The organism is Micromonospora cynarisoli (genome assembly GCF_030518815.1).
Lineage (GTDB): Bacteria > Actinomycetota > Actinomycetes > Mycobacteriales > Micromonosporaceae > Micromonospora > Micromonospora wenchangensis.
In genome coordinates, this window is sequence record NZ_CP130426.1 from 3618055 (window position 1) to 3637699 (window position 19645).

Consider the following 19645-nt stretch of genomic DNA (forward strand, 5'->3'; position numbering starts at 1 on the left):
GGGGGGCGAGTTTCATACAGTTACCGTCGCGTCTCGTGGCGGTCTACGGAATCGAGGACACCGTGCCTCCAGCCGTACCGAGCCCGATCCTGCGTCGCCGCAGGCTCGGCACTGACCTGCGTCGCCTGCGCGAGGCGGCGGGACTCACCGGCGACCAGGTGATCGAACGGATCGGCTGGGCGTCGGCGTCGAAGCTGTCCCGGCTGGAGAACGGCCGCAGCCGGCCCGACCCGGAGGACGTCGCCGTCCTGCTCGACCTCTACCAGGCCGCCCCTGCCCTGCGGGAGGAACTGCTGGTCATCACCGAGGAGGCCGGCGACATGCGCGCCTGGCGCAGGTCGTACCCGGTGATGACCCAGCAGCAGTTGGGCTGGGCGGAGCTGGAGGCGGGTTGCGCCCAGATCCGCGAGTACAACCCGGTCCTGGTGCCGGGGCTGTTGCAGACCGAGGGGTACGCCAGGCTGCGGATCGTCTCGGCCAACGCCGCCGCCGCGTCGGCCGACCCGTCCGCCGGGGACGACCCGGAGACGGAGGTCAAGGCGCGGTTGGGTCGGCAGTCCCTGCTGGACCGGCCGGACGGTCCCCACTACACGGCGGTGCTGGAGGAGGCGGCGCTGGGCCGCCGGGCCTGCCCGCCGGACGTGCTGCGGGACCAGCTCGCCCACCTCTGCGAGCTGGCCATGCTGCCGAACGTGACGCTGCACCTGCTGCTGCGCGACACCCGGATCGGCGAGTTCTACCTGCCACCGACGGCCTTCTCGCTCTACCGGTTCACCGATTCGCAGGACCCGGAGACGTTGGCGATCGAAGGAGGCTTCATCGACGTCATGTCGACCGAGGCATCTACGGTAAATCGCTATAAAGTGGTGTTTGAGTGGCTATGCTCGGCGGCGCTCTCCGCATCGGACACCCTTACCTGGCTCTTCACGGCGACGGGACGGCTGACCGACACGGCAGCCTCGTCCTCGACGGCCCCGGGTCCGACAGCAGCGCCGGCCCAACGCCGCCGACAACCTGGGCGCCTGACGGAGCGGTGACACACCGACCCATCGGGGCCGGGCGACCGCCGCTCGTTCCGTCGAAGCAGTTCCAGGAACCAGGAGCAGAGCCATGAACGAGATCCAGACCGTGCCCGCCGACCTGCGCTGGCACAAGAGCAGCCGTAGCCAGACCTCCAACTGTGTGGAGGTCGCCCGGCTGCGCACCGCGACGACCGAGGTGGCGCTGCGGGACAGTAAGGACCCGGACGGCCCGGTGCTGCTGTTCCCGCAGGCCGGTTGGCGCGGCTTCCTCCGGGGCACCAAGGACGGCCAGTTCGCCCTGGACTGATCCGGTCACGCAGCGGGGCCGTCGGCAGCCTGCCGGCGGCCCCGCGTCGTCGCGTCGCCACACCCGTCCACTCCGCACGGCCGACCCACCTGAGCAGTCCGTCGTGGTCGCCACCGGCCCCGGGTCGACTCCCTGCCCGGCCGCGACGGCCCGTGTTCCCGGTCCCGGCCCGTCGCGGCAACGACGGCCCGGGGCCGGCACCGCAGCCGCGCCGCACGGTCAGCAGTGGCCGTCGAGCCAGCGGTGGATCAGGAACAGCGCGATCGACGACGGCGGCGGCAGGATCACCCGGTCACCGTCCCCGGCGTCCACCGCCCGGCCGGCCAGCACCGCACCGATCTCCCGCCGGGTGAACCAGCGGGCGTACGCGATCTCCGTCGGGTCGACCCGCACCGGCTCCCCCGGGTCCGCCTCGGCCAGGTAGCCCAGCATCAACGAGCCGGGGAACGGCCAGGCCTGGCTGCCCGCGTACGTGATCCGCTCGACCCCGACGCCGACCTCCTCGCGGACCTCGCGCAGCACGGCCGCCTCAGCGGACTCCCCCGGCTCGACGTACCCGGCGAGGCAGGAGAACCGCCGCTGCCCCGGGGTCCGTGGCCAGGTGGCGTTGTTGCCGAGCAGGCAACGCCCGTCCGGGCCGTCCACCCCGTCGTGCACCAGGACGATCATCGCCGGGTCGGTACGCGGCCACATCCGGTGGCCGTCCGCGCCCACCCGCGACCAGCCGCCCTCGGCGACCTCGGTCCGGTGCCCCGTCCGGGGTGACCAGCCGTGCCCCAGGTGCCAGTTCACCAGGGCGAGCGCGGTGGTGAAGATCCCCGCATCCCGGTCGTCGAGCAGATGGCCGATCTCCCGCAGGTTGGCCTCCCGGGTGCCCGGCAGCTCGGGAAGCGGGGCGTCCACCGCGAAAACCGGCACCCCGTCGGGTTCCACCCCGAGAAAGAGCTGGTACGCCTCCGGGGTCGGACCGACCTCGGCGGCGTCCCGCAACACCAGCGCCGGCGGGTTCGCGTCGGCGCGGACCAGGGCCCGGCCGTCCCGGGTCGAGTCCAGCACCAGCACCCGGGCCCGCCGCCACGCCTGCGCCAGCCACTGCGGGTCGGTACGCCGGTGCGCCGCCCGGTCCAGGGTGGACCGGGCCAGCGGCGGCGCTGTCTCCCCGCTCACGCCGACTCCGTCCGGACCGGGGTGAGGGCGGCCAACGGACCGGCGATCCGTTCGGCGTCACCGAGCACCACCACCACCGCCCGTGCCGGGGCGAGGTACCGGGCGCCCACCTCGGCGACATCCTCGACGGTCACCTTCGCCAGCCGGGCGGCGTGCTCGGCGAGGAAGTCCAGCCGCAGCCCGTTGCCCGCGTACGCACTGGTCAGCGCGGCCAGTCCAGCCTGGGTGGAGATGCCGAGCTGGAGGGTGCCCAGGGCGTACTGGCGGGCCTGTTCCAGCTCGTCCGCGCCGGGCGGCAACGAGGCCAGCCGGCCCAGCTCGTACGTGGTCTCCAGCAGGGCCGGCCCGGTCACCTCGGTCGCCACCTCGGCACCGGCGACCAGCACCGACCCGGCCACCGAATGCTCCACCGAGGAGTGCGGGCCGTAGGTGTACCCCTTGTCCTCCCGGATGTTCTCCGTCCAGCGGGACGAGAAGTAGCCGCCGAAGATCAGGTTCGCCAGTTGCAGCGCGGCATGGTCCGGATGGGTCCGGGGCACCGCCGGCAACGCGATCCGCAGCGAGGACTGCACCGAGCCGGGCCGGTCCACCAGCAACAGCGGGCCGGGTTCCAGCGGTGGCGCGGGCGGCAGTTCGGCACCCCGGGTGTCCCCGGTCCACCCGCCCAGCGCCTTCTCCGCCGCGTCCAGCGCGCGTTCCGGCTGCACGTCGCCGACCAGCACCAGCACCGCCTCGGCCGGGTGCACCCGCTCGGCGTGCAGCCGGCGCAGCGCCGCCGGCCGGACCGCGCGCACCTGGTCCGGCTCCGGGGTCTGCACCGCGTACGGGTGCCGGCCGTACATCCGCCGCAGCAGCGCCGTCCGGGCCAGGTGGGCGGGCTGGCTCAGCGCCACCTGGATGCGGTCCACCAGCCGGTCCCGCTCGGTCTGCACCCAGTCGGCCGGGTAGCTGGCGTCGGTCAGCACGTCGGCCAGGAGTTCCAGCATCCGGTCCAGCCCGGTGACCAGGCCCGCGCCGGAGAGCATCAGCCGGTCCGGGTCGGCCCCGGCCGAGAGCCCGCCGCCGACCTTCTGCAACTCGGCGGCGATCTCGGTGGCGGTACGGGTGCCGGTGCCGGCCAGCACCGTCTCGGCGAGCATCGCGCCCCGGGCCAGGTGGGTGCGGCCGAACGGCATCCACAGCCGCAGCTCGACCAGGGGTACGGCGGGGCGGCGTACCGCGATCACGGTAAGCCCGTTGGCGAGCCGCCGCTCGGCCTGCCGGGGCAGCTTCAGCCGCCGGTTCGGACCCAACGGCGGAAGTGCCCGGGAGTTGACGATCGTCATTTGGCACCTCCGGGGATGACCTCGATGGAGGCGCGGCGGTTCGGGCGCAGGGTGGCGGCGGCGGCGCGGACCTGGTCGTCGGTGACCTCGCCGACCAGCCGGGGCAGGTCGTTGAGCAGGCCCGGCTCGCCGCGCTGCTGCTCCAGCACCGCCATCCGCAGCGCCCGGCCGAGCACCGCGTCGGTGTCCCGCAGCAGGTGGGTGGCCATCCGCGCCTGGGTACGGGCCAGTTCCCCGTCGGTCAGCCCGTCGGTGGCCAGCCGGTCCAGTTCCTCGTCGATCGTGCGCAGCGCCTTGTCGACGTCGCCGCCGGGCGGCAGGTGCGCCTGGAGCAGCAACGCGGTGGGGTCGCGGACGTCGAACGGGTCACCCATGAAACCGAGGTAGCCGCCGAGGCCGGTGACGCTGCGGTCCCGCTGCACCATCCGCTCCACCAGCCGGGAGGCGTCCCCGTCGGTGAGCACCTCGGCGAGCACCACGTACGGCAGGTAGCCGGCGAAGTCGCCGACCGGGTCGGGCACCCGCCACGCCGAGGCCACCGCCGGCAGCGGCGCCAACTGGTCGGTGTACGAGGTGCGCCGCTCGGCGGTCAGGTCGGGCTCGGTGAAGTCGGGACGTTCCGGGGCAGGCCGGGCCGGCACGTCGCCGAAGTGCCGTTCGACCAGGGTGGTCGCCTCCGCGACGTCGATGTCCCCGCTGACCGCGAGCACGGCGTTGCCGCTGGCGTAGTAGCGGCGGAAGAAGTCGGCGGCGTCGGCGACGGTGGCCGACTCCAGGTCGTCGAAGGAGCCGTAGCCGTCGTGCGCGTTGGGGAAGGTGTCGAACATCACCGGCGGCAGGGTCAGCCAGGGGAACCCGCCGTACGGCCGGTTGAGCACGTTGACCCGGATCTCCTCCTTGACCACGTCGACCTGGTTGCGCAGGTTCTCCTCGGTCAGCCGGGGACCGCGCATCCGGTCGGCCTCCAGGAACAGCGCCCGTTCCAGGGCGTTGCCGGGCAGCGTCTCGTAGTAGTCGGTGTAGTCCAGGTGGGTGGAGCCGTTGAAGGTGCCGCCGGCACCCTGCACGTGCCGGAAGTGGGCCAGCTTCTCCAGGTTCTCCGAGCCCTGGAACATCAGGTGCTCGAAGAGGTGGGCGAAGCCGGTACGCCCCTGCGGCTCGGAGCGGATGCCGACGTCGTAGACGACCGCCACACCGATCACCGAGGCGCTGCGGTCCGGGGTGAGCACCACCCGTAGGCCGTTGTCGAGGGTGAACCGCTCGACCGGGTACTTCGTCGCTGGGATTCTCGCTCTCCGGGTCGGCACGTGATCGACCCTAGCGTGTCGCCACCGGTGACACGGGCGTCCTCGACCTGCGTCTCAGTGCGACACCGCGACGGGCAGCGCGGTGACCCGGGGCAGCACCTCCGCGCCGACCCGTTCCGCCTCCTCGCGGTGCGGCCAGCCGGAGAGGATGAACTCGTCGACGCCGCTGTGGGCGTACTCGTCGATCCGGGCCGCGACCTCGGCGTAGCTGCCGACCAGGGCGGTGCCCGCGCCCTCGCGGACCAGGCCGATGCCGGCCCACAGGTTGGTCGCGACGGCGAGGCGGCCGCTGCCGCCGCCGTGCAGCGCGGTCATCCGGGCCTGGCCGACGGAGTCCATCCGGCCGAACCGGGCCTGGGCGGCGGCGATCCGCTCCGGGCTCATCCCGGCCCGCAGCCGGTCGGCCTCGGCCCACGCCTCGGCGGCGGTGTGCCGGGCGATGACGTGCAGCCGCAGCCCGGTGCGCAGGGTGCGCCCCAGCTCGGCGGCGCCGGCCCGGACCCGGGCCACCCGGGTGGCGATCGCCGCCGGTGGCTCGCCCCACATCAGGTAGGCGTCGGCCTGCCGGGCGGCGACCGCCTCGGCGGCCGGGGATGCGCCGCCGAGGTAGACCGGTGGCGGGTCGGTCAGCGGGCTGGAGAGTCCGCCGCCGTCGACCCGGTAGTGCTCGCCGGCGAAGTCGAACGGGCCGCCGCGCCAGGAGCGGCGGAGCACCTCGATGAACTCACCGGTACGGGCGTAGCGGGCGTCGTGGTCGAGGAAGTCGCCGTACGCCCGCTGCTCGGTGGGGTCGCCGCCGGTGACGACGTTGAGCGCGAGCCGGCCGCCGGAGACCGCCTGGAACGCCTCGGCCTGCTGGGCGACCAGGGTGGGCAGGGCGAAGCCGGCGCGCACGGCGACCAGCAGGCCGATCCGCTCGGTGTGCTGGGCGACCGCGGCGCAGACGATCCACGGGTCGGGGCAGCCGGAGCCGACCGGGGTGAGCAGGGCGCTGAACCCGCCCGCCTCGGCGGCGCGGGCCACCTCGGTCAGATATCCGACGGTGGCCGCCCGTGCGTGTCGGGCCGCACCGGCGGTGACGGTGGCGGCACCGACCTGGTCGCCGTCGCCGGAGGTGGGGAGGAACCAGTGGAAGGTCATGTCGGCAGCCCTCTCGCCGTGTCCCGCCCGGTCTACCTCGCCGGGGGCAGTTAAACCTATCAAGAAGGTAGGAAAACCAGGAATATCTGAGACCCGACATCCCATGATGCGGACGGCGCTTGACGCCGATCGAGTCCTGACCCAGTCTTCCTACCAACTAAATAGGAATACTGCGGATTGGACAGATGATGAGACGGCTCCCCTTCCGTCGGCTGCTCTCCCTCGCCACCCTCGCCGCCGTCGGCGTGGCCACGATGGGAACCACCGCGGCGTGCGGCGACGATGACAGCGCCGCCGGCGGCGGCGACTCCGGCCCGGTCACCCTGCGGCTCGGCTACTTCCCCAACATCACGCACGCTCCAGCAGTGGTGGGGGTGGAGAAGAAGATCTTCGAGGACAAGCTGGGCGATGGCGTCAAGCTGGAGACCAAGACGTTCAACGCCGGCCCGGCCGCCATCGAGGCGATCTTCTCCGGTGCGCTCGACGCCACGTACATCGGCCCGAACCCGACGGTGAACGCGTTCTCCAAGTCCAAGGGGGAGGCCGTCCGGGTCATCTCCGGCGCCGCCTCCGGCGGGGTCGCCCTGGTGGTCAAGCCCGGGATCACCTCGGTCGAGCAGTTGCGCGGCAAGAAGATCGCCACCCCGCAGCTCGGCAACACCCAGGACGTCGCCATCCGCTACTGGCTCAAGGAGAAGGGCCTCAAGACCACCAAGGAGGGCGGCGGCGACGTCAAGATCGTCCCGCAGGAGAACGCCCAGACGGTGGAGACCTTCTCCAGCGGCTCGATCGACGGCGCGTGGGTGCCCGAGCCGTTCGTCTCCCGGCTGGTCAACGCCGGCGGCAAGGTCCTCGTCGACGAGCGGGACCTCTGGCCTGACAAGAAGTTCGTCATCACCAACCTGATCGTCTCCACCAAGTTCCTCAAGGCCCACCCGGAGACGGTGAAGAAGCTGGTCGAGGGGCAGGTCGCGGCGAACGACTTCGTCAACGCCAAGCCGGACGAGGCCCAGCAGGCCATCTCCGACCACATCGGCAAGATCACCGGCAAGCCGCTGGACCTGAAGCTGATCAAGCAGGCGTGGCCCACCCTGCTGTTCACCAACGACCCGATCGCGTCCTCGCTCAAGACCGGGCTCGACCACGCCGTCGCGGTCGAACTGACCCAGCCGGTCAACCTCGACGGCCTCTACGACCTGAAGTACCTCAACGAGGTGCTCAAGACGCAGGGCCAGGCCGAGGTCACCCAGCCGTGACGTCGACCACGACGCCGCCGCAGAGCGCGACCACCGCGGTCGCGCTCTCCGGTGTGACCAAGGTGTACGGGCGCGGGACGAACGCCGTCCTCGCCCTGGACGGGGTCAGCCTCGACGTCCGGCCCGGGGAGTTCGTCTGCCTCGTCGGCGCGTCCGGCTGCGGAAAGAGCACGCTGCTCAACCTCGTCGCCGGGCTGGACCGCGCGCAGGGCGGCACGATCACGGTCGCCGACGACGCCCACCCCGGCCTGATGTTCCAGGAGCCGGCGCTGTTCCCCTGGCTGACCGTCGAGGCCAACGTCGAGGTGCCGTTGAAGCTGCGCGGGCTGCCCCGCGCCGAGCGTCGGGAACGGGTGGCGGAGCTGCTGAGCACCGTCCACCTGTCCGACTTCGGCCGCAAGCGCCCGCACGAGCTGTCCGGCGGCATGCGGCAGCGGGTCGCCCTGGCCCGCACCCTCGCCCTGGACACCCCGGTCCTGCTGATGGACGAGCCGTTCGGCGCGCTCGACGCGATGACCCGGGACATCCTGCACGACGAACTGGAACGCATCTGGGCGCAGCGGCAGCTCACCGTGCTGTTCGTGACGCACAACGTCCGGGAGGCGGCCCGGCTCGCCGACCGGATCATCCTGCTCAGCAGCCGACCCGGACGGATCATCTGGTCCACGGAGGTGAACGTGCCCCGTCCCCGGCGCATCGACTCCCCCGAGGTCGCCGCGATCGCCTCCGAGGTCACCGACCGACTCCGTACGGAGGTGGGCCGCCATGGCAAGTGACACCCTGACCGACACGGCCCGTACCGACGCGGAGATCTCCGGCCTCGACGCGCTGGAGATCGCCGGCCGGGAGAAGGAGGTCTCCCGGGGCGCCCGTCTCTGGGCGTCCACCTGGCCCAAGCTCGCCGCGCTCGCCATCGCCATCGGGCTGTGGCAGGTGGTGGTCTGGAGCGGGTGGAAGCCGCCGTACTCGCTGCCCGGCCCGGTCACCGTGGCCGAGGAGCTGGTCCGGCAGGCCAGCGGGCGGCAGCTCTGGGACGGGCTCGCCACCACCCTGCAACGGGCCGCGCTCGGCTACGTCTTCTCGGTCGCGGTCGGCCTGCTGGTCGGTCTGGCGGTGGCCCGGTCCAAGGTGCTGCGGGCGGCGATCGGCTCGATGATCACCGCGTTGCAGACGATGCCGTCGATCGCCTGGTTCCCGCTGGCCATCCTGCTGTTCGAACTGAGCGAGAAGGCGATCTTCTTCGTGGTGGTGCTCGGTGCCGCGCCGTCCATCGCCAACGGGGTGATCAGCGGCGTCGACTACGTGCCGCCACTGCTGGTCCGGGCCGGCCGCAACCTCGGCGCCCGGGGACTGAACCTCTACCGGTACGTCATCGCGCCGGCCGCGCTGCCCGCCATCGTCGCCGGGCTCAAGCAGGGCTGGGCCTTCTCCTGGCGCAGCCTGATGGCAGGTGAGCTGCTGGTGGTCGGCATCTCGCAGACGTCCCTGGGTGCCCAGCTCACCTACTCCCGGGAACTGTCCGACGCGCCCTGGCTGCTCTCCACGATGATCGTCATCCTGGTCGTCGGGCTGGTGGTCGACGCCGCCTTCGGGGCGGCCGACCGGGCGATCCGCCGCCGCTGGGGCGTGCTGGACCAGGCTGGTCAGTGACGTGTACATCTCCGCGCGCAGCGACTACGCGCTCCGGGCCATGCTCGCCGTCGCCGCAGGCGGCGGCGAGACCCCCCGCCCCGACGGCGGCGACGGCGGCCGACCCGACGGCGGTGGGGAGCTGGTCAAGGCGGCGAGCCTGGCGCAGGCGCAGGGCATCCCGCTGAGCTTCCTCCAGGGCATCCTGCTCGACCTGCGCCGCGCCGGCCTGCTGCACAGTCACCGGGGCACCGAGGGTGGCTACGCGCTGACCCGTCCCGCCTCGGAGATCAGCGTCGGGGACGTGCTGCGCGCCGTCGCCGGGTCGCTGACCACCGTGCGGGGGCTGCCCGCCGAGGACGCCGGCTACCACGGGGTGGCCGCCGGCCTGCGCGACGTGTGGCTCGCGGTGGACGGTGCGATCGCCGTGGTGGTGGACCGGACCACGCTGACCGATCTGCTCACCCGCCAGGAGCAGGAGCAGGAACAGACCCCGGCGCGCTGACTGCGGTCGCCCGTCCGACCGTCGGTCCCCCAGGACCCGACGGTCGGACGGGACGCCCGGATCTACCGCCCCCACCGGCCCCCGACAGGAGGCTCAGCCGGCGGTCAGCTCGACCGCCGGCGGACGTCCCTCGTCGGGGCTGTGCAGTTCGACCAGCCCGGCCGGGGCGGCGCGCCCCGGCCTCGGGTGCCAGGGCGCGAACGCCGCGACCATGGCGAGCAGGAGCCCGGCACCCGCCACGGCGAACACCACCAGTAGCTCGCGCCCCGCCCCCGACTGAGCGTCGCCCCCCATGGTCACCCCTCCCGTGCCCGGCCGTGCCGGCCGGTTCTTCCCCCGGGAGCAAGCTTCGACCAGTCGGACCGGATGGAACAGTCACCGATCGGACGCAATAGAGCCGGCAAGCCGACCCACCCCGGCGCATGATCACCGAGGGTCCGCACCCGACCCCGCACCGTCCCGAACTGCGACGACGCGCGCCCCGAGCCGCACCCGTTCGCAAGATCAACACGCCTGGGCCGATGTTGCGCCAACCCCGCCAGCCATCACCACGACATCGGCCAACTTGAGTCGATCACCCAGACAGGCCGCCCGACGCCCGACCGCGCGCCCCTCCGACCGGACCGCCGCCGTTCGGCGGAGATCGACTCAAGTGAGGCGATGTTGCGGCATCCTCAACACGCCGACACCGCAACATCGGCCCCGTCGAGCGGTCGACCCCGACCACCGCCAGCCGGCGGGACCGGGAACGCGCGGCGGTCAGGCGGTCAGGCGGTCAGGCGGTACGGGGGCGACGCGGGCGGCGGGACCGGCCCGAGGTCCGGTGCGGGCGGCCACCCTCGCCGCCACCACCGACGGCGGCACGCGACCGACCGCCCTCGCCGACGGCGGCACGCGACCGGCCACCCTCGCCACCGGCGGCACGCGGGCGGGCGGCCGGGGCGGGCGTCGGGGCGACGATGGTCACCGGCACGCCGGACGGCTCACGGGCCCCGGTCACCCGGGCCAGCGCACCGTCGCCGAGGCGTACCTGGGTCGACTGCGGGGTGATGCCGGCGATGCTCATCAGCCGGGAGACGTCCCGACGCTGCTCCGGCAGGACCAGGGTGACCACCTGACCGGCCTCACCGGCCCGCGCGGTCCGGCCACCCCGGTGCAGGTAGTCCTTCGCCTCGGTCGGCGGGTCCACGTTGACCACCATGTCGAGGCCGTCGACGTGGATGCCCCGGGCCGCCACGTCGGTGGCGACCAGGGCGGTCACCTGACCGGTGCGGAACTGCTCCAGGATGCGGGTGCGCTGCGGCTGGGACTTCCCCCCGTGCAGCGCCGCCGCGCGTACGCCCTTGGCGAGCAGTTGCCGGGCCATCCGGTCGGCGCGGTGCTTGGTCGCCATGAACAGGATGGTGCGGCCCTCACGGGCGGCGATCTGGGTCAGCGCGGCGGGCTTGTCGGCCGCGTCGACGTGCAGGACGTGGTGGGTCATCGCGGTCACCGTGGCGGTGCCCGGGTCCACCGAGTGCGACACCGGGTTGCTGAGGAACCGGCGCACGAGGCGGTCCACCCCGCCGTCGAGGGTCGCCGAGAAGAGCATCCGCTGGCCGTTCGGGGCGACCTGCTCCAGCAGCTTGGTCACCTGCGGCAGGAAGCCCATGTCGGCCATCTGGTCGGCCTCGTCGAGCACGGTGATGGCGACCTGGTCGAGCCGGGCGTCCCCCCGGTTGATCAGGTCGTGCAGCCGGCCCGGGGTGGCGACCAGCACCTCGGCCCCGGCGCGCAGCGCGTCCGCCTGCCGTTGCAGGGACAGGCCGCCGACCACGGTGACACAGCGCAGCCCCAGCACCCGGGCGTACGGGGTCAGTGCCGTGGTGACCTGGGCGGCCAGTTCACGGGTGGGGACCAGCACCAGGGCGAGCGGACGACCGGGGCGGGCCCGGTGTCCGGCGGTGCGGTGCAGCAGCGGGAGCCCGAAGGCGAGGGTCTTGCCCGAGCCGGTGCGGCCCCGGCCGAGCACGTCCCGGCCGGCCAACGAATCCGGCAGGGTGGCCGCCTGGATCGGGAACGGCTCGGTGATGCCCTGCGCGGTCAGCTCGGCGAGCAGCGCCGGCGCGAGGCCGGTCGCGGCGAAGGTGGGAATAGTCATGGTCATGCGGAAATGGCCTTCCTCGACGCGGCACGTGTCGAGGGAGGGCGCCGGGAGCCGGCGCGGTCGCCGACGGAGCAGTCCGTCGGGGACTCACAAGCACGAACCGATGGGGTACGGGAGCCGGTCCGCCGCAGCACGCCGCGTCCCGCCGGAGCGGGGGGCGGCGCGGCGGACCGGTCCGTCACCGGGTCCGGAGGACCCGGAGGGTGTTACCGGACGATCCGAAGATCAGAGCGGGCGGATGTTCTCCGCCTGCGGGCCCTTCTGGCCCTGGGTCACCTCGAACTCGACCCGCTGGTTCTCGTCCAGGCTCCGGTAGCCGGAGGACTGGATCGCCGAGAAGTGGGCGAAGACGTCGGCGCCGCCGCCGTCCGGGGTGATGAAGCCGAAGCCCTTGTCAGCGTTGAACCACTTGACGGTGCCAATTGCCATCTGTTTCGTCTCCTTGACGGAACGTCGGACCCGCACCTGTTGCGGGCCCGAAGAGCAGCGCTCCGCGCGGGGTGCGCGAATCGCCTGTTGTTTTGGTCGCCCCGCCCGGAGAGCTCCGGACACAACAAAGAGCGCCTGGGGCCACAATCCGCCAGGCGCACACAGAGTCTCTGGAAACCAAAACTGCAACAAGAACAACCTACCACGGATCTGCCGCCGTGCCACCCCCCACCTGATTTTCCGGCAACCCGGCGATGATCGCGGTCAGCCCGTCGGCGTCCAGCAGGTCGGCGGGACGCACCGTCACCCCCTCCCGGACGTAGTGGAAGGCGGCCCCCACCCGGTCCACCGGCACCCCGGCCAGCTCCGCCCACGCCAGCCGGTAGACGGCGAGCTGCACCGCGACCACCTCGGCCTCCGCGCCGGTCGGCTGCCGTCCGGTCTTCCAGTCGACCACGTCGTACCGGCCGCCGGGGCGGGAGAAGACGGCGTCCATCCGGCCCCGGACCACCACCCCGGCCAGCACCGTGGCGAACGGCACCTCCACCTCCACCGGCACCCGGTCGGCCCACTCGCTGGCCAGGAAGCGCTCCTGGAGCTCGGCCAGCGCCCCGTCGGGCGCGGCGTCCGCGTCGGCGGCACCCGGCAACTCGTCCACGTCGAGCAGCCGGTCGATCCCGAACCGGGACTCCAGCCAGGCGTGGAAGGCGGTGCCCCGCCTGGCGTACGGGCTGGGTGGGGCGGGCATCGGCCGGCGCAGCGTACGGGCCAGCTGGGCCGGGTCCCGGCGCAGGGCCACCAGCTGGGTCACCGACAGGTGGCCGGGCAGCGTCACCTCGACCGCCTCGGCCTGCCGCAGCAGCTCCGCCCGCTCGGCCAGGAGCAGGTCCGCCTCCCGCCGCCACCGCGCCACCTCCGGATCGGGCTCCGGCGCAGCCGCCTGCGGGCCCGCCGCCTGCGCAGCAGCCGCCTGCGCACCCGTCGCCGGTGGGCCCGCCGCCTCCCGGTCCACAGGCGGTGGGCCCACCGCCTGTGGACCCGTCGCCGCCGGGGTGCCGGGGGCGGGATCGCGGCGGGCCGCGTCGGGGTCGGCGAGGAAGCGGCGGACCAGGGCCGCCGCCTCGGTCAGCGCCGGCCGGCGGGGGCCCAGCGGGTCGGCCGGCCAGTCGGCCCGCACCACCAGCGCGGTGGTCGGATTGACCGCGTCACCTGCCGGTTCGGGCGCCCACTCGTCGATCAGCAGGCCGTCGCCGCCGGCCAGGCAGGCGTCGTACACCTCGCGGAGCAGCACCGACGGGCCCCGGAACCGCTTGGTCCCCTCCCCCCACCAGTACCCGGAGCAGAGCAGCAGCCGCCGGGGCCGGGTCACCGCCACGTACGCCAGCCGGCGTTCCTCGCGTTCGTCGTGCGCCCGCCAGGCGTCGGTGAAGTCGGCCACCGCCCGGGCCACCCCCCGCTGGTCGGTCACCTCGGTCAGGTCGAGCGCGGGCAGCCCGTCGGCGTCGCCGCGCAGCGGGAACGGCAGCACGCCGAGCCCGCCCAACCAGTGGTCGGAGTTGCGGACCTGACCGGGCCAGCCGCCCCGGGTCAACCCGGCGACCGCGACGACGTCCCACTCCAGGCCCTTGGCGGCGTGCGCGGTGAGCACCTGTACCGCGCCGTCGACCACCTCCACCTCGCCCGGGGACAGCCCCCGCTCCTCGTCCTCGGCGGCGGCCAGGTAGGCCAGGAAACCGGCGAGCGTCGCCGCCGGGGTCTCGCCACTGAACCGGGCCGCCACGTCGCCGAGCGCGTCCAGGTGCCCCCGGGCCAGGCCGGCGTCGCCGGTGCCGTCCCGGCCGGCCCGGACCGCCACCTCGACGTCCAGGCCGATGGTGCGTTCCACGTCCGCGATCAGCTCCGGCAGCGTCTGGTCCAGCCGGTAGCGCAGCAGGGCCAGTTCCATCCCGTACGACCGCAGCCGCGCGTAGCCCTCCGCCGAGTACGCCTGCGCCGGCCCCAGATCAGCCAGCGCCTCCACCAGGGTCGCCTCGTCGAGGGCGTCCACCACGATCTCCGGCCCGTCGTCGCCTGTCACCTCCCGCCGGGCCCGGGCGATGGCCCGCGCCCGGCGGTGCAGGGCCACCAGGTCACGCGGCCCGATCCGCCAGCGCGCCCCGGTCAGCAGGCGCAGCAGCGCCGCGCCGTCGGTCGGGTCGGCCAGCACCCGCAGGGTGCAGACCACGTCCCGTACCTCCGGGGTGTCCAGCAGCCCGCCCAGGCCGACCACCTCGACCGGCAGCCCCCGCGCCCGCAGGGCCGCCTCGATCGCCGGGATCTGGCTACGGACCCGGACCAGCACGGCGGTGGGGGGGCGCTGCGGCACCGGGATGTGCTCGGGCAGCGCGCCGGGCATCCGGGCCGCCCCCCGCCAGGCGGCGAGCACGCTGTCGGCGATCCAGTCCGCCTCGTCGACGTACGTGGGCAGCAGCGCGCAGTGCACGGTGCCGGCGGCCCGCCCGCGCGGGCTGCGGTGCGGGATCGGGTCGCGGACGCTCATCGCGGCGTGCAGCTCCGGCACCCGGGCACCGGCCGCCCGCAGCGGCACCGACAACGTGTTGGCCACCCCGAGGATCTCCGGCCGGTTGCGCCAACTGGTGGTGAGGCTCATCGCCCCGGCGGGGGTGCCGTCGGCGTGGGCGAAGTCGGTGGGGAACCTGTCGAGCGTGCCGGCGCTGGCCCCCCGCCAGCCGTAGATCGATTGGCAGGGGTCGCCGACCGCGGTGACCGGGTGACCGCCGCCGAAGAGGTGGTTGAGCAGCACCACCTGGGCGTGGCTGGTGTCCTGGTACTCGTCGAGCAGCACCACCCGGTAACGGTCCCGCTCGACCGCGCCGACCGCCGGGTGGTCGCGGGCCACCCGGGCGGCGCGGGCGAGCTGGTCGGCGAAGTCCATCGCCTCGAAGTCGTCCTTGCGCCGGGCGTACGCCCGCACCAGCGGCAGCAGCTTCAGCCGGGTCCGTTGCAGCTGGAGCGCCCTGCGGACATCGGCGTAGACCCGCCCGGGATGGGCCTGCACCTCGGCGAAGAACCGGCCGGTCCAGGCGGCCAGGGCATCCGGTTCGACCAGGTGCTCGTCCAGCTCGCCGGCCAGCGCGAGCACGGCGTCGGTGATGGTGCTGGGCATCCGGTCGACCTCGGACATGTCGCCGTCGTAGTTGCGGACCAGCAGGTCGACGAGCTGCCAGCGGGACGCCTCGGTGAGCAGCCGGGTGGTCGGCTCGTAGCCGGCCCGCAACCCGTGCTCGGTGACGATCCGCCCGGCGTACGAGTGGTAGGTGGCGACGGTGGGCTCACCGGCCAGCGGATCGTCCAGCGGGTTGCGGGCCCGTCGCCCGAGCCGCCGCACCAGCTGGTCGAGCCGGGTACGCACCCGGTGCGCCAGCTCACCGGCCGCCTTACGGGTGAAGGTCAGCCCGAGGATCTGCTCCGGGCGCACGTACGAGTTGGCGACCAGCCACACCACCCGGGCGGCCATCGTCTCGGTCTTGCCCGAACCGGCACCCGCCACCACCAGCAGCGGCGCGACAGGCGCCGCGATGATCGCGGCCTGCTCGGCGGTGGGGGCGGGCAGCCGCAGCAGCCGGGCCAGCTCCACAGGTGTGTAGCGCGGCCCGGCGTCGGCGGCGCGCGGCGCCGGGGTGGCGACGCCGAACAGGGTCGGCTGGGTCACCGCTCCCCCTCGTGGCCGGCGGCCGGTGGCTCCACGACCTGCCGGCCCTGCCCGGAGACCGGGCAACTGGTCCGCACCGGGCAGACCCGGCACTTCGCGTTGGCGACGGCGGCGAAGGTCGAGGCGGCCATCGTATCGGCGGTGCGCCGGACCAGGGCGGTGGCCCAGCCGGCCTCGGGGCCCTGCCCGGCGGCGGCCTGGGTCTGCTCGCGGGCGTCCTTCCCTCCGGTGCCGAGCTGCACCAGCGCCGCGCCCCCGGCCTCGTCGCCGAACTCGGCGAACCCGCCCGCCTCCACCGCCGCCTGGTACGCCCCGAGCTGCGGATGCTCGGCCATCTCCCGCTCGGTGACCGCCGTCGACTTGCCGGTCTTGAGGTCGATCACCACGAGCCGGCCGTCGGCGTCGACCTCCAGCCGGTCGACCCGGCCGGTCAGCTCGACCGGGCGGGTCGGGTCGTCGAGGCGGACCGCGAACTCGTGCTCGATGGCGAGCAGCCGGCGCGGGTTGCCGGCCAGCCAGCGCAGCAGCTTGTCCACCATGGCCTCGGCGCGTTCCCGCTCCGGGCCGACCATCCACCGGGCGGCCAGCTCGATCGCGTCGAACCGGGCGGCGACGTACTCCAGCAGGGCCGTCCGGTCGGCGCTGGCGTCCTCGGCCAGCATCGCGGCGGCGTGCACCAGGTTGCCGACGCCCTGGGCGGCGCTGGCCGGACCGCTGCCGCCGTGCCGTTCGAGCAGCCACCGCAGGCTGCACCGCAGTGCGCTCTCCATCCCCGACGGGGTGACCCGCACCGGTTCGCCCTCGTCCACCAGCGGCCGGTCGTCGGAGAGGCTGCGCAGGCCCCACCAGTCGTCCGGGTGCGCGCCGGGGATGCCGGCGGCGGCCAGCCGGGCCAGTTCGGCCGCCGCCGCGCGCCGCCGGGCCACCGACGCCGCCGGATCGACGACCGCGGTACGCAGCTCCGCCACCAGCGCGGACAGAGTGAGCGCCCGGGGCGGCCGGCCGACGGGCAGCTCCCGGGACGCTCCCGCACCCGGTTCCCCGGGCACGTCCTCATCCGACTCCCCGGGTTCCCCGTCGGGTGACTGTGGGGTGGGGCCGCCGTCGGGGGTGACCGGGGTGGGGCCGTTTCCGGTGGGGCCGTTTCCGGTGGGGCCGTTTCCGGTGGGGCCGTTTCCGGTGGGGCCGTTTCCGGTGGGGCCGTTTCCGGTGGGGCCGTTTCCGGTGGGGCCGTTTCCGGTGGGGCCGTTTCCGTCCTGGTCGGTGACGCCGAGTTCGTGCAGGAAGCGGCTCGGCTGCTCCTCGTGGTCGTCGCCGCCGACGGCCGCCGAGGCGACGGCGGTGACCAGCAGCCGACGCCGGGCCCGGGTCACCGCGACGTGGAACAGCCGGCGTTCCTCGTCGAGCAGGGCGGAGGTCTGCCCGACCAGGCTGGCCCGGGTGCCGGTGCCGTCCGCCCGGCCGACCAGCACGTCGACCAGCCGTTCGGAGCCGAGCAGGCTGCCCCGCAGCCGCAGGTCGGGCCAGACGCCCTCCTGCACGCCTGCCACCGCGACCAGGTCCCACTCCAGGCCCTTGGCCGCGTGCGCGGTGAGCAGGCGGACCGCCTCGCCCCGGTCGGCGCTGGCCGCCAGGGTGTCGGCCGGCAGGTCCTGGCCGAGGACGTGGTCGAGGAAGACCTCGGTCCGCGCGCCGGGCAGCCGGTCGACGAACCGGGCCGCCGCGTCGAAGAGCACGAGCACCGCGTCGAGGTCCCGGTCGGCGGCCTCGGCCCGCCAGCGCTGGGCGGTCTCGTGCTCCCCGGTGGCCGCCCGCCCCCGGTTGATCGCCCCGGCCCAACGTTCGGCGAGCCCACTGGCGTCCCACACCGCCCACAGCACGTCCTCGGCGGTCGCCCCGGGCACGGCCGCCGCCGTCCGCGCGGTGGCGAGCAGCTCCGCCACCGTACGGGCCGGTTCCACCCAGCGCCGTTCGATGCCGGCCAGCTCCGCCGGGTCGGCCAGCGCCTCGACGATCAGCTCGCCGGAGGGCCGCCGGTCGCCCCGGGCCAGCGCGAGCGCCCGCAGCCCCTGGCGCAGCCGCCGCTCGGCGAGCGGGTCGGCCCCGCCCAGCGGCGAGTGCAGCAGCGCGACCGCGGACTCCTCGTCGAGCCGGGCCGGTTCGAGCGCGCAGCGCAGCAGGAGCAGCAGCGGGGCCACCGCCGGTTGCAGGTGCAGCGGCAGGTCCTCGCCGTGCACCACGGTGGGCACCCCGGCGGTGTGCAGCGCCCGGCGCAGCGACGGCAGGTGCAGGTGGGTCGAGCGGACCAGCACCGCCATCGCCGACCAGGGCACCCCGTCGAGCAGGTGGGCGGAGCGCAGCGCGTGGGCCAGCCAGGCGGCCTCGCTGGTGGCCGAGCGGAAGGTACGCACCTCGACGCTGCCGGGCGGCGCGTCGGGCAGGGGCCGCAGCCGCCGGTGCCCGGCCGGGCCGCGCAGCCGCCGGGCGAGTCGACCGGTGGCCCCGAGCAGCACCGCACCGGCCCGGTACGAGGTGGTGAGCGTCACCTGCGCCGCCGGCGCCCCGGAGGCGGTGCGGAACCGGTGCGGGAAGGCGGTCACCACGGCGGGGTCGGCGCCCCGGAAGGCGTACGTGGAGGAGTCCGGGTCGGCGAACGCCACCAGGGGCCGGCCGCCACCGGCCAGGACGGCCAGCAGATCCTGTTGGGCCGGGTCGGTGTCGGCCAGTTCGTCGACGTAGATGTGGGCCAGCCGACGACGTTCGGCCGCCAGCAGCTCCGGATCGTCGAGGAGCATGCCGGTGGCCGCCCGCACCAGCTCGGCCGGGTCGTACGCCACGGAACCCCGGTTGCCGACGTCGCGCAGGGCGAGGACGGCGACGTACTCCCGGAGGAACCGGGCGGCGGCCGGCCAGTCGGCGCGGCCCAGCTTCTCCCCCAGCCGGGCCAGCTCGACCGGCCCGACGCCGCGTTCGGCGGCCCGCATCAGCAGGTCACGCAACTGTGCGGCGAACGCCCGGGTACGCAGGGCGGGGAGCAGGTCGTCCGGCCAGCCGACCGGATCGTCGTCGGGTTCGCCGCCGACGACGTCGAGCAGCTCCCGGATGATCAGATCCTGTTCGGGGCCGGTGAGCAGCCGGGGGGACGGTTCGCCCCGCTCGGCGGCGGCCCGGCGCAGCAGCCCGAAGGCGTACGCCGGGAAGGTGCGTACCAGCGGCTCCCGCAGCACCCGGTGACCGTCGGCGGCGATCCGGGCCTCGATCCGGTGCCGCAGCCCGGTGGCCTGCCGGCGGCTGAAGGTGAGCACCAGCAGGCGTTCCGGGTCGACCCCCTCGGCGACCCGGGCGGCGACCGCCTCGACCAGGGTGCCGGTCTTGCCGGTGCCCGGCCCGCCGAGGACCAGCATCGGCCCGTCGGTGTGCGCCACCACCTGCGCCTGGAGCGGATCGTGCAGCCGCCCGTCGGGGCGCACGGCATCGCCCGCCGGCCTCCGGACCGGTGGCGTCTCCTCGGGGCGCACGGCATCGCCCGTCGGCCCCCCGGGCCGCGGCTCCCCCTCGACGCCCGCACCGGCCCGACCCGGCCCCTCGGCCGGCCCGCCGTGCCGACCGTCCCCCCGAACGCTCGCGGCGGACCGCCCGTCGTGCGGGCCCGGTCCGGCAGGTCGGCGCACCAGCCGGTACCCCTGCACCCCCACATCCC

Annotated in this window: 15 protein-coding genes; 6 read left to right on the plus strand and 9 right to left on the minus strand. The window is 74.4% G+C overall.

All coding sequences use genetic code 11. From position 1 onward, the window contains the following. Positions 1 to 62 precede the first annotated feature (62 nt). Positions 63 to 1037: a helix-turn-helix domain-containing protein gene (locus Q2K16_RS15300; protein ID WP_302746498.1), complete on the plus strand. Its 975-nt coding sequence runs from the start codon at positions 63 to 65 to the stop codon at positions 1035 to 1037. 73 nt (positions 1038 to 1110) lie between these two features. Next, positions 1111 to 1329, plus strand: a complete 219-nt coding sequence (locus Q2K16_RS15305) for a DUF397 domain-containing protein (protein WP_302746231.1) — start codon at positions 1111 to 1113, stop codon at positions 1327 to 1329. Positions 1330 to 1548: 219 nt separating this feature from the next. Here the strand turns inward: Q2K16_RS15305 and nudC are convergent, their stop codons facing one another. The 4 genes from nudC to Q2K16_RS15325 are packed head-to-tail and all read right to left on the minus strand — an operon-like array spanning position 1549 to position 6268. Continuing rightward, positions 1549 to 2496: an NAD(+) diphosphatase gene (gene nudC, locus Q2K16_RS15310; RefSeq protein WP_302746232.1), complete on the minus strand. Its 948-nt coding sequence runs from the start codon at positions 2494 to 2496 to the stop codon at positions 1549 to 1551. Continuing rightward, positions 2493 to 3821 carry a M16 family metallopeptidase gene (locus Q2K16_RS15315; protein WP_302746233.1) on the minus strand — a complete coding sequence of 443 codons (1329 nt, stop codon included), beginning with the start codon at positions 3819 to 3821 and terminating at the stop codon, positions 2493 to 2495. Before Q2K16_RS15315 ends, nudC begins: the two co-directional genes overlap by 4 nt. Continuing rightward, a complete protein-coding gene (locus tag Q2K16_RS15320; RefSeq protein WP_302746234.1) occupies positions 3818 to 5128 on the minus strand; it encodes a M16 family metallopeptidase in 1311 nt (436 codons plus the stop codon). The genes Q2K16_RS15315 and Q2K16_RS15320 overlap by 4 nt, the downstream gene beginning before the upstream one ends. Before the next feature lie 54 nt (positions 5129 to 5182). Further along, positions 5183 to 6268, minus strand: a complete 1086-nt coding sequence (locus Q2K16_RS15325) for an LLM class flavin-dependent oxidoreductase (RefSeq protein WP_302746236.1) — start codon at positions 6266 to 6268, stop codon at positions 5183 to 5185. 188 nt (positions 6269 to 6456) lie between these two features. Between Q2K16_RS15325 and Q2K16_RS15330 the strand changes: the two genes are divergently transcribed. The 4 genes from Q2K16_RS15330 to Q2K16_RS15345 are packed head-to-tail and all read left to right on the plus strand — an operon-like array spanning position 6457 to position 9658. Beyond that, positions 6457 to 7524, plus strand: a complete 1068-nt coding sequence (locus Q2K16_RS15330; RefSeq protein ID WP_368052569.1) for an ABC transporter substrate-binding protein — start codon at positions 6457 to 6459, stop codon at positions 7522 to 7524. Next, positions 7521 to 8300 (plus strand): ABC transporter ATP-binding protein, encoded by a 780-nt coding sequence (locus Q2K16_RS15335; RefSeq protein ID WP_302746239.1) that lies wholly within the window; start codon positions 7521 to 7523, stop codon positions 8298 to 8300. The genes Q2K16_RS15330 and Q2K16_RS15335 overlap by 4 nt, the downstream gene beginning before the upstream one ends. Further along, entirely contained in the window at positions 8290 to 9174 is an 885-nt protein-coding gene (locus Q2K16_RS15340) for an ABC transporter permease (protein ID WP_302746240.1), read from the plus strand. Before Q2K16_RS15335 ends, Q2K16_RS15340 begins: the two co-directional genes overlap by 11 nt. A gap of 1 nt (position 9175) precedes the next feature. Next, a complete protein-coding gene (locus Q2K16_RS15345; RefSeq protein ID WP_302746241.1) occupies positions 9176 to 9658 on the plus strand; it encodes an RrF2 family transcriptional regulator in 483 nt (160 codons plus the stop codon). 93 nt (positions 9659 to 9751) lie between these two features. On the opposite strand, the gene Q2K16_RS15350 is transcribed toward Q2K16_RS15345, so the two are convergent. The 5 genes from Q2K16_RS15350 to Q2K16_RS15370 all read right to left on the minus strand — a co-directional run bounded on the left by Q2K16_RS15350 (position 9752) and on the right by Q2K16_RS15370 (position 19634). Next, the gene (locus Q2K16_RS15350; RefSeq protein ID WP_302746242.1) at positions 9752 to 9952 is read right to left on the minus strand and encodes a hypothetical protein; all 201 of its coding nucleotides are present in this window, start codon (positions 9950 to 9952) and stop codon (positions 9752 to 9754) included. Positions 9953 to 10433: 481 nt separating this feature from the next. After that, positions 10434 to 11804 carry a DEAD/DEAH box helicase gene (locus Q2K16_RS15355; protein WP_302746243.1) on the minus strand — a complete coding sequence of 457 codons (1371 nt, stop codon included), beginning with the start codon at positions 11802 to 11804 and terminating at the stop codon, positions 10434 to 10436. Between the two features lie 225 nt (positions 11805 to 12029). Next, positions 12030 to 12233: a transcription antiterminator/RNA stability regulator CspE gene (gene cspE / locus Q2K16_RS15360; protein ID WP_007464836.1), complete on the minus strand. Its 204-nt coding sequence runs from the start codon at positions 12231 to 12233 to the stop codon at positions 12030 to 12032. 199 nt (positions 12234 to 12432) lie between these two features. Continuing rightward, positions 12433 to 15945, minus strand: a complete 3513-nt coding sequence (locus Q2K16_RS15365) for an ATP-dependent helicase (protein WP_302746244.1) — start codon at positions 15943 to 15945, stop codon at positions 12433 to 12435. After that, the gene (locus Q2K16_RS15370) at positions 15942 to 19634 is read right to left on the minus strand and encodes an ATP-dependent helicase (RefSeq protein ID WP_489671888.1); all 3693 of its coding nucleotides are present in this window, start codon (positions 19632 to 19634) and stop codon (positions 15942 to 15944) included. Before Q2K16_RS15370 ends, Q2K16_RS15365 begins: the two co-directional genes overlap by 4 nt. Positions 19635 to 19645 lie beyond the last annotated feature (11 nt).